The organism is Dyadobacter sp. 676 (genome assembly GCF_040448675.1).
GTDB lineage: Bacteria > Bacteroidota > Bacteroidia > Cytophagales > Spirosomataceae > Dyadobacter.
Genome location: NZ_CP159289.1, coordinates 4,072,291 through 4,086,448, shown reverse-complemented (window position 1 = coordinate 4,086,448; position 14,158 = coordinate 4,072,291). Strand labels below are relative to the sequence as shown.

Genomic DNA, 14,158 nt, shown 5'->3' with positions numbered 1-14,158 from the left:
ATGGAATCGTATTCAGTGACCATTATCCTGAGTGTCGAATGGAAAGAACTAGCGCCGTCCGCATATTACGAACGAGGCTTGCGGAAACTTCAATCCGGATGGGTGGTGAATGAGGCTTCCCCGATCAAGGCACGACTACCGGTCGGGAAGCAATTACCGCCCTAAAGAATCACCATAATATCCGGATTAGGCCGGTCCTTTTTGTCGAGATATTCCCATGACACGATGTCTTCCTCCGGATAAATATTCCCTGTATCCTCCGGTCCCTCGTCGCCGATAGCCTCGACAAATGCTTTGGAAGCTTTTTTATAAGTACCTTCTCGCGGAACGCCGTTCAGATCGGTAAATAAAACCAGCGATTGATCTTCGGGAAGTTTTCTGTCTTTCATGATTCAGGTATTTTAGTAAAGAAGTAAACAGGCGTTCTTTCACTTTCGGGCATTCAAAATTTGTGCCCGACTTAAAACCAGGCATTCTCTTTTTCACAGCGTGGGCCTTATCGACTGGCATATGCGTTCCCTGCCCGGTATGCGACGATACGCCTCTCCGAGTTATTTCCCGAAGAAAAACGCGCAATACATCAGAATTTCCTCGCGAACCGGATAAAATTCGCCCAGTCGTAGGCCGTCATATTGTGCTCGCCTTCACGGTTATGGTAACCGAAGTGCGGGCCGATTACCGGCACATCGATCCCCGGCTGATCGTTGGGCAATTCCGGTTTGATACCGTACAACGCATAAACAGGTTCAGCGGCTTTCATGGCCAGGAATGTTCCTTTTGGGTCCGCCCAAAGGTCTTTGGAAGCATTCGTGGCATAAACCGGCCGCGGTGCGATGAGCGCGATCAGCATGTGCTGATCAACCGGCAATGCATTCTCCCTGTCGTTATACTTTTTGTAATTGTTATTAAACCAATGGGGAAAAGTAGCGTTGATACGGCTGATCCTCTCGCCGAACTGCCGCCTCGCGAGCGCCGCACCGGTATTTCCGGAACAATTGGTTACACAGGCTGCAAAGCGCTGGTCCTGGGCCGCGGCCCACAACGAAGTTTTCCCTCCACGCGAATGCCCCACGACAATGACTTTTTTCGCATCGATATCCTTATCGGTCTCGAAGTAATCCATTACCCGGCTTGCACCCCATGCCCAGGCGCCAATGGCCTTCATGCCGTTATCTTTTTTCAATTGCTCCGGATAGAGCTTCTGCAAAAGGCCCGTCGCATACGTATCCTTATTATCGGGCGCCAGGTCGCTCACATGAAATGCCGCAATCGCGAACCCGCTGTCGATCACCATTTCAGCCGGCCAGAACTCGCTCCTGGTAGCACGCGTAGGATCGGTGTTCTCCTTGCCGCGGTTATTAATGAGCAGGAAAACCGGTACGGGCTTCTTTGGCTGCGCCGGCACAAAGAGCACCACATCGATCTGCACCGGTGTCCCTTTCCTGAACACGGTAATGCCGACCTGTTTCAACACCGCCTTTCCGTCCATTTCCGGGTGGTCGTCTTCTGATAGCGCGTAGCGGATGCTGTCGTAGTCGGTTGGCAGTTGCCCATACACATTGTCTTCGAAAAGTTTCAGTACTTCGGGCCTCCTCAGTTTCTCCCATTTTTCCTTGTTGCGGATCGTCTTTCCTGCCGATGTCTTCAACACATCAGGCAATGTGTAATGCGGGACCTTGGACTCGTCGTAGTTCTGGGCAAAAACCGCCAGGCTGGCCAGTTGCAGGATCAATATGCAGGCAATTCGTTTCATGAGGCGATGGTTGGGGCTATTCATTTCAAAACCAAAACGCTCAAATAACTGGTATTTACTGACAATACACATTTTAATCAGTATTTTTTCCGATACCTGCCCAACCTTCCCGCCATCCATTGTAGTTTATTTTAATAGAAGCGCTTCTCCTGATTTATTATCTCAAATTTAACCATCAATAGTCATGAGAACAGAAAAATGGCTGGTATTGTGTGTTGTGTTGCTGCTGATCCAGCTGGTCGCCTGCGAACGGGGAAAAATGGAAGAAAATGCACCTGCACCGGTCTCGGCAAGGACAGGTGTGGATAGCGCTCAGGTGGATAGTATTCGACCGGACACTATCGGGACAGACAGTATCATAAGCGACAGCGTTTATCAGGACACAGTAGTCCGGGACAGCACTATCGCCGACAGCTCCTTCTTGGACACCCTCGGCGCCGGATCCCGAACTGGTCTTACGAGTACTTTGAAACGTCTCAAAACTATTCACTGAAAGTAATTGTGGCGTTTTCCGCAAAATTCGTTTCAATGGAACAAAAACACGCACAGCCGGCAAAAACGCCGTCGGCTGTGCATTTCCGTACCGATTGGACACATTATATCATACACTAGCCGGCTGCAAACGTCAGGAGCGTCAGAGTCAGGAAAAATTGTACCGGCAATTTTATCCTGTCCTGTTCGCGCTCTGCAGGAATTTTTTCGAGGATAAACACGACATCGTCACGGCGATCAACAATGGCATGCTGAAAGTGTTCGCAAATATCGACCGCTACGACCCGGCAAAGGGCGAGTTTTTCAACTGGATGTATACCACCGTTCGCAACGCGGCACTCACGCTGCTGCGCGACCGGAAAACCCATGCATTCGAGTACGTGGAGATCGAGGACAAAATGGGCCTTATATCACAGGAAAACCCGTTTGAACAACTCTCGGGCACCGATATTCACGTGTACCTGATGCAACTGCCCATTGCCACACGCCGGATTTGCAGCTTGTATTATATGGATGGTTTTTCGGTGAAAGAAATAGCCGGTTCATTGGCCATCAGCGAAGGCACCGTCAAGTGGCATTTAAGCGAGAGCAGGAACAGATTGAAAGTCATTTTTGAAAACCTCCTCTGATGAAAAGCAAGGACAAACATATCGACAAGTTTCTCCATGGCCCGCTTCCGGACCCGGAAATCCCGGTTGACGACGCATGGGCAGGCATGATCGATATGCTGGGCGCCGCTGCCGGTCAGGGAGCGGATGGAACGAAATGGCCGTCCGAAGTCTGGAAATCCGTTGCGAAGCTCAAAGGGATGTTCGGGGTCGTATCCGCGGTGGTGGCTACCTCGGCAATAGCTGTTATATTTATTTTGAACACTGAACCAAATAATAGGCCAACCGTAAAACAGATTATTACTTCCAAGACTACGGGCCCGGCACCGGTTAAAACAGATTTCGGAAAACCCGACGTCACAACCGACACAAGCCACTCCAACACGACGAATACGCCTTCCGAAGTTACTTCCCGAAAAAAACCGGATACGACAAATCGAATTGCCTCAACAAGTAGCGACCATTCCGGGGGCGCTCTCACTCAATCGGGCAACGGGCATGCGAAACTTACTGCGGCCCGTACACGCTACAAGCGTATGAACGCACTCCGAACCGGTACCGCGCCCGTACACAACATCGAGGTTTCAGCGGGCGAAAGTTCAAATCAACCGGGTGACATTACGATACCCATCGCCCGACGGGTTAATGCCGGGTACCCAACGTCAAAATTGAACGACACGCAAGCAGCGCCCGAAGCCATTACATCGAATAGCCCTGAAAAAACGATCCGCTCGGCGGTCGCCCAAACATTGCCTCATAATCTGGCATCGCTCCCGGGGCACTTCAAAGGATACGACCATGATTTGAGCAAGCTGGTAAAACAACCCGCTCCGAATAAGCCCGCAACAGCTACGAAAACGCGCCGACCGCTTTTGCATGGCATCCATTTCGGCCCGGAATGGAGTATGAGTTTTATAGAACTCAACAACCCCTACCTGCTCACCGGCATCGATAGCATCAAACGTCCGGCCCGCCTGGCCGTTCCGGGCATTTTTGTCACCAAAAATTGGAACAGGCATGCCGCCACATTCACGTTCACGCCGCTGTATTCCTATTTCGGCAATAACGACAGGGTCTCCCAGCGGGCGGATACCACCCGCGTGTCCGACTCTCTTTTTTTCGTTACACACCATAACGTGAATTTCATCAAAGCGGTCGGAATGAGTTTTGCGCTCCAATACCAATTCGAGGCCGCGTCGTGGCTTTCGGCAACGGCGGGTATCTCTTACACGACATTTTCGGGGGCATTGCTCAGAAATGAAACCATAACCGCCACGGGGTATGCCATGCAGGGTGGATTGGTCACGGTGAAAGGCCGGGAAGCGATGCGAAGCCTTCTCAACCCCCAGCAATGGGCGCTACGGACAGGCGTACTTTGCCATCCGCACCTCGGGCTGAATGGCAGGCTTCAAATCGGCTTAAATATCATTGTCCCCGTTTCGACACTGGCTCCGCATGTGGAAAAAAGAAGAAATTGGGTCAATGGCCAGCTATATCTGAGATTTTTGATCAAGTAAAATGCACCGGCGCAAACGTCCGTATTCGTGCTGCCATGCTGCCCGATCAGATCTTAATACCGAAAGAAACTCCCAGGCTCCGCCCATCCGAACTCCACACACCGGCGCCCGGATACATGGTCGGGCGTTTGGTAAAATACTGCTTGTCGGTAACATTGTTCACTCCGAAACGCAGCTTGTAATGCCGGCCGAGATAAAGCGTGGCATTGAGGTCGAGCAAACCGTAGCCCGGTACTTTACCGATGGTACCATTCGCGGAAGGCGCCACGGTATTCAGCGGATTCGCGAAATTGGAGCTTACATAGCTGTATTGAGCGGTTACCGACAGTTTTTTGTATTGAAACTGAATGCCGTTTCTCGAAATCCAGGTTGGAACACCTTCTACACGGTTGCCGGCGACACTTTTGTTTTCGTTGTTCTCGACGGCGGTCCCACGTACATATTTGGCATCGAAATAGGAAGTGGAAGTAAAAAACGACAGTTCGGTCCGAGGTTCTGCGCCGTTGTAATGTTGAAAAACGGAGTATTCCAGATAGGCCTCCACGCCGCGGGTTTTGCTGTCGCCGGTGGTGGTACGGTACAGATAAGAGAACCCGTTTTCATCTTTCATCGACACGGTACCCATCCGGTGGTTGATCATCACTTGGAAAAGCCCGACATCGTATTTGAGCACATTCCCCACATTGCCGCTTATACCCGCTTCGAGGTTATAGCCGGTCGCGTCTTTGAGGTTTTTGTCAACTTTTTCCAAAACGGACCCCGGGATAATGTCCTTAAACACCACCGGGCGATAGGCTTGCGAGATGCCTGCATAAACACGACTATTCCCGCCAGGCTTGTACTGAGCGCTGACCCCGAAGAGCGGGAAGCTGTGCCTGATGGTATTGGGCAAATTCTGCGGATCGTAGTAAGTGATCCGGCCGGTCATGTCCGTCCCACCCTTCTCCACACGCACACCAGGCGAAAAACTGAGCTGCGGAGTGATGAAAATAAGGTTTTCTATGAATGCAGCAACGTTATCGGTGGTCAGATACATATCGCGGCCAAACTGCGGATCGGTCAAGGTCAGATCGAAATCGCTGCCTGTGGTGCCTTTGCCGAGCTGGCGGCGGCGCAACTTGTTATGCATATATTGTACGCCACCTGAGACCACATTACGAAAACCGAGAAACTCGTACCGGTGCATCAGGCGAAGCTCGGAAGTAAAGCTTTTGAAATTATCGATATCGACCTGCCGTGCACGGTAGGCATTGGTAATACGACTGATCGTATCCGGCACATTGGCAAATGCGTCGAACATAACGCTGTTCCGTGCGCCGTATACGCCGGAAGTGGTGAGTTTCAGCTGGGTATCGGGATTTATTTGCCAGTCCATCACGATGGACGGCACATAAATATCCGGATTGAAATAGTTGCGCGAACGGGTCGACTGTCGCGGGTCTTCCCTGAACATGGCGTCCGTAAGCGGCCCCGGTATTTGGTATACATATTCCGAGCGTCCCAACTCCGCTTTGATCCTGAATACAGAGCTGAATTCATACATCAGGCTCACATATTGCGACTGCGCGTCGGATTTTGCGTTCTTCCGGTAACCGTCTGAGTGCCGCTTCTGATAATAGGCCGAATAAGTCAGCTTACCCACCTTGCCGCCTATGGCATTGTAAGAACTGAAAAGCCCGAACGATCCGGCGGAATTAACGGTTTCGAACGCAAATGCCTTAGTCGTATCGGGGGCCTTCGTCACATAATTGATCATCCCCCCGAACTGCGCCCCGTATTGCAACGAGGAGGTCCCCCTAATCAACTCCACACGCTGGACAGATTCCATGGCCGGACTGTAATGGCTGGCCGGGTAGCCGTACATGTCTGAATTGGTGATAATGCCGTTCTGGCGGATGTTGTACTCCCACGACCGGTGCGGGTCAAGGCCGCGCGTCGAAATGTTAACCTGGTTGCCGCTACCATCCATATCGTACACGAATACGCCGGGGATTTTGGCAAATATTTGCCTGCCGGTTTTTTCTGCAATATTGCCGTTCACACCGTCGATCTGGATTACTTCGCTTTTTTTGCCAGCCGTAATGTAAGTGTTATGGACGTCGGGCAGGCGTTCGGTGTGGATCATGTTCCTGCGCTCGCCTACGGTAACTTCGTCGAGGTCTAAAACCTTGTCGTAGTCTTTTTTCTTTTCCTGCGCCCGTACGGTCTGGCGGCTTAGCAGGATCAACAGGAGGATTGTCGTAGATAGTTTATTCATGAGCATTTGCAATAGGATGCCGCGAAGGCACCGGGAACGGCGACGGACCGTGAATTTCAATACCGTCCGGTTTCGGGGTGGAAAGTGCGCCAGCTATGCCAGAATTCCTGGTAGGCAGTGATCCGTTTCAGGTTGTTGCCCGTACCCGTGAGACGTTTGCCGAGCAGATTGTGGGCACTGTTTTTCGTAAAAATGGTGTCGTTCCTGAACGTGAATACTTCATCATCGTCCCCTTTTTCGAATGCAAAAAAGCTGTTGTTATCCGCGCCGAGGAGCAATGCTATCGGCACATTGCCGACCCGATCGTTGATAATGCGCTCCTTTTTGAGCCGGTTCCAATCGAATGCCTTCGCCGCACCGCCTGCCCGAATGCCTACTACCCACGATTTGTCTTTCCATGACAACGAATCGGTTCGCGTGAGCACGGATTTTCCACGGCCCGACTCGTAGCGGCTCATGGAGTCGTATTGGGTCTGGTATACGGGGTCGGGCTGCATTACCTTGCTGTTCGGGTGCAGTTTCAGCCATTGGCCTAATGAAGTTTGCGTGCTGGCGAGTTCGGGGAGCATTTTGCCTTTCAGCGGTCCTGCAATCGCTTCGCCGTTAGCCTGCCTCCACCAGCTGCCGGTTTCGCTGTCTTCAAACATCGCATTGAAATGGTCCATTCCTACAAGCCGGAAAACATCCGTTTTACCGTCGACCACCGGCTCGAATACGCGTCCGGTACGGCACACGGTGCAATAGGTCACCATAACAGGCTTCCCGCCGAGCACATCGCGCACCTGGTGATGGTAGCCAATGTATTGAATGGGATATGCTTTCGCTTCGCCATTGGCCTCCACACCAATTATCAGACGGTCCATACCCACCTTATTGGTCGCTGCATTGTGCTGAATTACCTGCGAAGGTTGGTAAAACATCGTATCCGCTGCCATTTCGAAATTCGTCGCGTAGGTAATACCTCCTGCCAGCAGTAGAAAAATGGCAGGAAGCCATTTCGTTTTAACGGAAAAAACCGAAAAACCTCCCACCACGATCATCGCCCAGAAAAAGGCCCGCAGCACCCAGCGCCAGGTATGAAGAAAATAGGCGGTGTCGATGCTGTTCATCCGCTGACTACCGGGCATGGGCATAATAAAGTAAACCTTCGCTATCTCAAAAAGGATTATCCCGATAATCCCAAAGTAAAAAAGCCTCTTCATATCATATCGTAAATATTAATCCCCATAAAAAAGGTGCAGAGCACCGAAAGAATTGTAGAATGTATTTGAAAGGATCACGGAATTATCAAATCATGAGATTACCGCAATTGTAAGAAATAGGTCCGCCAGACGGCGGACCCGTTTGCCCAATATATTAACCTATGATAATACGCAAAATCAGTATCATCTGCCTCTGATTGTCGCAACCAGCGCCACCACAAAAGGCAACGAAAACACCAGCAGGGCATTTCCGAAACCACCCAGCACCGTCACCAGAGAGCCGATAAAAAACACCGCCGTGGCGGTAAAGAACCGGCCGACGTTAAAACAGAAACCGGTGGCCGTGCCACGCACCGCAAATGGGAACAGCTCGGGAATATAGCTGGATAAGGCCCCCTGACTGATCCCGAAACAGAGTGCGAGCAGCGCCGTTTCGATGTAAATGATACCGGTAAATGTGCGGTTGGTGATAAACAATATGCCGCACATCACCACACAGGCAGCGAAAGTGGCCAACAATGTGGTTTTCTTTCCGAACCGGTTCATCAGGATCCCCGAGAACACGCCACCCGTAATGCCGCCCATACCGAGGAGGACCATCAGCAGCCCCCGCTCCTGCTGCCCGTCGCGCCCGCTCGCGAGCAGCGTCTGCGCCCAGGTAGGAAGCCATGAGAATATGCCCCAGAGACCGATTAAGACGGCTCCGAAAATCAGCGAGCCACGAATTAAATTGGGCCTGTTCCGAACGTCAAAAATGCGCTCCTGGCTACTCGGGTCATTCCTGACATTCCTCCACCGGTCCGATTCCGGCAATAGCAGGAAGATCAGTAATGCAGCGACAACAGGGATAATTCCGATGCCAAACGCCGTGCGCCAATTGGAAAACAACAGGTTCAGACTACCGGTGGTAACAATACCGATCGGGAAGCAGACAGCCAGTACGCCGAGTATCACCGCGCGGCTACGGTCTTCCCAGATTTCGGAAATATAAACCGTGGTGATCAGCAGCACGCCGCCTACGCCCATTCCGGCCGTAAAACGGACTACCAGCAACAAGTACCAATCGGGAACGACAGTAACCAGGCAGGTTGAAATGCCGTACAAAGCAGTGACGAGCGTCAGCGACTTTTTCCGGCCAATGCGGTCGCTCACGACACCGAACAACAGCCCGCCGCACATCCAGCCATAGAGATAAATGGCGTTTACATACGCGCCTATTTCGCCCAGTTCGGCCTCGCTTACCGTCGAGCCCGTCAGCTCGGGAATGGCCACGGGTAAGTACACCGACATTAATGTCGACACCGTGCCGCTCAGCGTGTAGGCCACGACGCAGAGCGTGAACGCTAGCCATTTCTGGCTGACGCTGATCGGTTCTGCACGGGGTATTTCCAATGTCTCCATAGCCATTAGCGGAATAGTTCGTCAAAATTCAGACTTACATAGTACAGCCCGCCCACAGCCGGTGAGCCGTAAGCCTGCACGATGTATTTGTTCGTAATATTGGAACCGCCCAGTTTCACCACCGTTTTCAGGCCGGGAATGCGGTAGCTTACCTGTGCGTCGAGCAAATTATAGGCATTGACGCGTCCCGGGCGCATTTCGGTAAATGTGCCGTACCAGTCGAACGCATCCTGCCAGTGCCACGCCACGTTGAAACCGAGGCGATCGGTGAGCCGGGCGTTGCCGAACATGACGTTGGTTTTCCATTTCGGCGTGTTGAATGCCGGGATATTGTTCGGATCGGCGTCGCCCATATTGAAATCGATCCATGTAGCGTTGGCCGATAACTTGTAATTTTTCGGTAAAGAGTAGGTCAAACCGGCGCTTACGCCCTGGATGGAGACTTTATCCTTTGCATTGGTATACAACTGATACAACTGCCTTCCGGGGCCCAGCAACTCCATGGCGGCCATCTGGTTCACCGAACCATCCGCGGAAAGGATATCCGACGGTGCGGCCGCCACGACCGTATTGATGATAAAGTCGGTGTATTGGCTGTAATAGTAATTTATATCAAACAACAGCTGTTTCGCGATCAGCGCTTTATAACCCACTTCATAGCTTTTCACTTTTTCCGATTTGATGTAAGGCACATTGGATTTCACCAGCTTGTCCTTGTTATTGGCCACGGCTTGCGGGAACGGAACACCTTTCTGCATATCCGCCCCGAATGCCGCTGCGAAAGCCGAAAACGAAGCAATAGTGACCGAATTGGAATAGGCATTTAAACCAACCGAATTGACAGGTGCGCCGCCGAGAATGATGATCGGGCCGACATTCAGCTTGATATATTGATCGCCGATCGTCGGGTTGCGGAAGCCCGTCTGGTACGAAGCGCGAAAATGGTGGTTTTCATTAGGCGAGAAAACGACGGAAGCGCGGGGCGTGAAGCGACCGTCGAAGTTCTCGTTCTTGTCGTAACGGCCCGAGACTGTCAACTTCAAACGGTCTTTCCAAAATGATTTCGAACCCTGGGCAAAAACGCCGTATTCCTCGTTGGTAAGATTTTTATCCTTGTCGTCAAAAAGCGTCCCGCCGGTATTGAGGAAGTACTTACGATAGTTACCGCCCACCTGAAAATTGATCACTTTCAGCAGCGAGCTGAAATCGTACATTCCTTCCACGTGGTTCAGGCTGCATTGGCTGAGGATACCGGCACCTGCCAATCCGCGTGTTTTGATGAGCCGGTCTTTGGCCGAATTGAATGCGTCGGAACCAGGGGCGATACGCCCCTCGTCCGCAAATGCGCGGGCAGCCGTGTGGTTTTGCTGCGTCACGCCGGCAATGGCGCCGGTGTAAGCCGCCGCATATCTCGCAAACCAGGTCGAATCGGCCTTGTTCGGAGCCACGGTGTTACCGGCCAGATCTTTCACCCACGTGCGGTTGATCTGCTGGCCCAATGCGCGGGTGTTGTAGGAATTGGTTGAGTACTCGTGATTCGTATAGGCACGTACGTAAAAGTTGCTGCCGCGGAGTTCCAAACGGTGCTGCACGAATTTGAAATCATTGATCACGAACCTGTTCGAACCGGTGTATTGGGCAGTGCCCTGGTTGAAATTGCCCTGGTAAATGGCTTCGAGCTTGTCGGTAATGCGATAATGCAATGCCCCGCTCAGTTTGAGGCTGTAAACGCCATAGGTGGCCAGGTCTTTTTCTTCATAACCCGTGCGCGACACGCGCCCGATATTCGGCAACGTCTGCGCCACCTCGTCGCCATAGATGTTCAGCGCGTTGCGGCCGGGATTGTCGGGGCCGCGGTTTTCAGGACTGGTATTCGGATCGATATCCGTGTAGTCGTTGGCATACCAGTCGGTGCCTTTCAGGTACGATGCGTTGACTTTAAACGCAAACTTGTTGTTGAACGCTTTCGCATAACGTACCGCCAGATCGTAGAGCGGCTTCGCCCCCAGGCCGGTACCATCGCCGATGTGGTTGATTCCAAACTTGGTCTGAACGCTCAGTCCCTGGTATTCAAATGGATTTTTGGTGCGTGTATTGAGCATTCCGTTGAATGCGATCGGGCCATACAATGCGGAAGCCGCGCCGGGGATCAGCTCCGCGCTTTCGACGTCGATATCGTGCGGACCGAAAAGGTTACCCATCGCAAAACCCAGGCCCGACGGCTGGTTATCCACGCCGTCGACCAATTGCAAAAAGCGGCTGTTGCCCGTCGTATTGAACCCGCGGGTGTTGATTTGCTTGTAGGTCAGGCTGCTCGTTACCATATCGAGTGATTTCAGGTTAACCAAACCATCGTAAAAATTGGCGGAAGGCGTCTGCTGAATGGCGCGGGAATCCATTTTTTCAATGCTAACAGGCGACCGCAGGATATTCTCCTCCACCCTCGAAGCCGTTATCACGACCTGACTCAGCTCCTCGATGGCCGGTACCAGATCGATCCGCAGCGCTTCCGAAGAAACTACTTCTTTTTCCTGCCGCGCGTAGCCCACCAGTGAGACGACCAGCGTCGCAGGGGTAGTCGTTTTCAGTTCAAAATAGCCTTCCGCATTGGTAACGGAACCGGTATTCTTGCCCTTCACCGAAACGGAAACCCCCGACACTGGTTTTTGCGAATCGCTGTCGAAGATGTGGCCGGAAATTCTGGTAGTCTGTGCCCTTGCCATATGCATGAAGCACAAATCGATAGTTATTAGGAGGATGGGTAAAAGTCTTTTCATAGGTTCGATTCAAATAGGTAGAAGGTCAGTTTTGTTTTTTTAAATGATCATAACCGTTGGGCAGTCGGTTGTAACCGTAATCCACTAAACGTTGGCCGAGACCTTTATAAAATTGAGGATCCGCCGGAGCGACGGTCGCCATGCCGTCGACATAGCGATTATAGAGGCAAAAAAGCCCGGCGATCAGTACCGTGTCGTGGATTTCCACATCCGTCGCACCTTGCGCTTTTGCATTTGCAACCGCTTCGGCAGTCACTGCTTTGCCGCTTTGCTGCACCTTGGCGGCGATTTTCAGCAATGCTTTCATCTTGCCGGAAACCGGTGCGGCGTCGATATCCTGCTTCATGATCGCGCAGGTATCGCTTTCCCCCAGTAACAGATCGGCCGCGGCCGTGTGTGCTGCCGTGCAAAAACGGCACTCATTGCTATGCGACACGATGGTCGCGATCAGCTCCCGCTCCCCGGGCGACAGCGAATTCTCACCTCGTAATATAAACTGCGTCAGCTGGCGTATAGGCTCTGCCGTTACGCGGCTGTATTCCAGCAAGCCCGTAATGCCAGGCAAATGCTCCGGTAAAGGTATGTGAGGCACAGTATGTCAGTGGTTTTATGTTAACGATCTGGTTGGTTTCGTGAGGCAATGGTCGGGAAGTAGTCGGGAGGTTGTCAGGGATGGTCAGGTATTGTCAGCTATTGTCAGGAGGTAGTCAGGAATGGTCAGGTATTGTCAGAGTGGCTAGGAATACATTCTCCGGATGCACCACTACACTTGACCATAAATGACTACGCTTGACTACACATGACTACACTTGACTACACTTGACTACGCTTGACTACACATGACTATCCCTAACTGCATCCGCCCGCCCTATGCTTCGACTGCATCTTGCTTCACCGGATACCTTACATATCCCGTAAACGCCATCCGCTGGCCCATTTCGCGGTATGCCTCGTTGTCTTGCGGCGCCCAGGTACCGAGGCCATCGACATAGCGGTTAAACATGCAGAATGCAGCGGCGATCAGCACCGTGTCGTGGATTTCCCTGTCACCGGCACCCTGTGCACGGGCAGCGGCGATGTCTTCGTCGGTTACGGCTTTGCCGCTTTGCTGCACCTTGGCGGCGATATTCAGCAATGCACGAAGCTTGGGCGACACTTCGATCACCCGAAAGCCGTTTTTGATGTCGTCGATCAGGCTCAGGTCGTAACCAAGATGCGCCATCGCGGCCGAACCGTGGGAAGTGTGGCAAAAATGCGTGTCGTTGAGCAGCGACACATAAGAAGCAATCAGTTCACGTTCACCGCTTGGGATCGGTGATTCGCCGCGCAGGAGCGTTTCCGCCAGCAACTGCAGCGGGCCAGCCGTTTCGGGCCGGAAGTTGAAGAGTCCGACAATGCCGGGAAGCGATTCGTCGGGTAAAGCAATATGCGCCATTGGGAAGGAAGATTTCTGGTTAGTAAATCGGACTGTCCTCCCGTTTACCGGCATCGCATGCACAACCATATGCATATACGCATTACACACGCATACTTGCTACGTACACACACGAACGTTCGGTAACTTCAGGAAGAATAGGAAGAAGCACTAAGCCAGGTCCGGCGGCGGGGACGGTATGGCGTAATATCTTTCAGGCAAAATAGATCTGACGGGAAGTTGCAAGGCCGCATTTTTCGTAGGCTCCCATTCCAGCACATAAAACACATGCTGGCGACCGGCGGTCATATACTCTTTGAGGAAATGCTTTAAAATGTTCGAATGCGCATCCTGCTGCGGGCCGGACGCCTGCCCTGTAACCTGGTCGTTGATTTTCGAAACAAGGTCCGAAAAGCGGTCGCGGGCATTCTGGTCGAACTCGCAATGCACATACATGGTGTCGTTGAGCAGCTGGCGGCTTTTCATCTGATAAAACTGCCCTTCATGCTCTATTTGCCCTTCAACGGGCTCCGGCGCATCCCAGTTGTTCTGATAAGGGACCGCCACAGGCACTTTGATTACAATATCCGCGGAACCGGTGGCCTGCTCCACGAGGTCTTTCCCTGCATTACTAATGGTATAGCGCTCCTCCGTCAGGTAGACTATCGAATAGCCTATCATATTGTAAAGCAGCAGCCCCAGCAGCAATATGGAAATGATCCTGCGCAATGTTGAAA

13 protein-coding genes are annotated in these 14,158 nt (G+C 52.1%); 4 read left to right on the top strand and 9 right to left on the bottom strand.

What is annotated here, in order from left to right; genetic code table 11:
• Window positions 1-165 (top strand): hypothetical protein, encoded by a 165-nt coding sequence (locus ABV298_RS18265; protein ID WP_353717619.1) that lies wholly within the window; start codon window positions 1-3, stop codon window positions 163-165.
• On the opposite strand, the gene ABV298_RS18260 is transcribed toward ABV298_RS18265, so the two are convergent.
• Window positions 162-389: a hypothetical protein gene (locus ABV298_RS18260; RefSeq protein WP_353717618.1), complete on the bottom strand. Its 228-nt coding sequence runs from the start codon at window positions 387-389 to the stop codon at window positions 162-164. The two genes, ABV298_RS18265 and ABV298_RS18260, sit on opposite strands and share 4 nt — an antisense overlap.
• A 191-nt stretch (window positions 390-580) precedes the next feature.
• On the bottom strand, window positions 581-1,753 hold the full coding sequence (locus ABV298_RS18255) for an alpha/beta fold hydrolase (protein ID WP_353717617.1): 1,173 nt from the start codon (window positions 1,751-1,753) through the stop codon (window positions 581-583).
• 184 nt (window positions 1,754-1,937) lie between these two features.
• Here ABV298_RS18255 and ABV298_RS18250 point away from each other — a divergent pair, with 184 nt between their 5' ends.
• The 3 genes from ABV298_RS18250 (at window position 1,938) to ABV298_RS18240 (ending at window position 4,370) form a co-directional block, all read left to right on the top strand.
• Entirely contained in the window at window positions 1,938-2,246 is a 309-nt protein-coding gene (locus ABV298_RS18250; RefSeq protein WP_353717616.1) for a hypothetical protein, read from the top strand.
• A gap of 94 nt (window positions 2,247-2,340) precedes the next feature.
• Complete coding sequence (locus tag ABV298_RS18245; RefSeq protein ID WP_353717615.1) at window positions 2,341-2,874, top strand: sigma-70 family RNA polymerase sigma factor; 534 nt, start codon at window positions 2,341-2,343, stop codon at window positions 2,872-2,874.
• The gene (locus ABV298_RS18240; RefSeq protein ID WP_353717614.1) at window positions 2,874-4,370 is read left to right on the top strand and encodes a hypothetical protein; all 1,497 of its coding nucleotides are present in this window, start codon (window positions 2,874-2,876) and stop codon (window positions 4,368-4,370) included. Before ABV298_RS18245 ends, ABV298_RS18240 begins: the two co-directional genes overlap by 1 nt.
• Before the next feature lie 46 nt (window positions 4,371-4,416).
• Here the strand turns inward: ABV298_RS18240 and ABV298_RS18235 are convergent, their stop codons facing one another.
• The 7 genes from ABV298_RS18235 to ABV298_RS18205 form a co-directional block, all read right to left on the bottom strand.
• On the bottom strand, window positions 4,417-6,627 hold the full coding sequence (locus ABV298_RS18235; RefSeq protein ID WP_353717613.1) for a TonB-dependent receptor: 2,211 nt from the start codon (window positions 6,625-6,627) through the stop codon (window positions 4,417-4,419).
• 56 nt (window positions 6,628-6,683) lie between these two features.
• A complete protein-coding gene (locus ABV298_RS18230) occupies window positions 6,684-7,829 on the bottom strand; it encodes a DUF3179 domain-containing (seleno)protein (protein ID WP_353717612.1) in 1,146 nt (381 codons plus the stop codon).
• 183 nt (window positions 7,830-8,012) lie between these two features.
• A complete protein-coding gene (locus ABV298_RS18225) occupies window positions 8,013-9,230 on the bottom strand; it encodes an MFS transporter (RefSeq protein ID WP_353717611.1) in 1,218 nt (405 codons plus the stop codon).
• A 5-nt stretch (window positions 9,231-9,235) separates the two neighbouring features.
• A complete protein-coding gene (locus tag ABV298_RS18220; protein ID WP_353717610.1) occupies window positions 9,236-12,007 on the bottom strand; it encodes a TonB-dependent receptor in 2,772 nt (923 codons plus the stop codon).
• Window positions 12,008-12,032: 25 nt separating this feature from the next.
• Window positions 12,033-12,599 carry a carboxymuconolactone decarboxylase family protein gene (locus tag ABV298_RS18215; RefSeq protein WP_353717609.1) on the bottom strand — a complete coding sequence of 189 codons (567 nt, stop codon included), beginning with the start codon at window positions 12,597-12,599 and terminating at the stop codon, window positions 12,033-12,035.
• Between the two features lie 276 nt (window positions 12,600-12,875).
• Window positions 12,876-13,442, bottom strand: coding sequence for a carboxymuconolactone decarboxylase (locus ABV298_RS18210; RefSeq protein ID WP_353717608.1), 567 nt, complete (start codon window positions 13,440-13,442; stop codon window positions 12,876-12,878).
• 150 nt (window positions 13,443-13,592) lie between these two features.
• On the bottom strand, window positions 13,593-14,150 hold the full coding sequence (locus ABV298_RS18205) for a hypothetical protein (RefSeq protein ID WP_353717607.1): 558 nt from the start codon (window positions 14,148-14,150) through the stop codon (window positions 13,593-13,595).
• Between the last annotated feature and the right edge of the window lie 8 nt (window positions 14,151-14,158).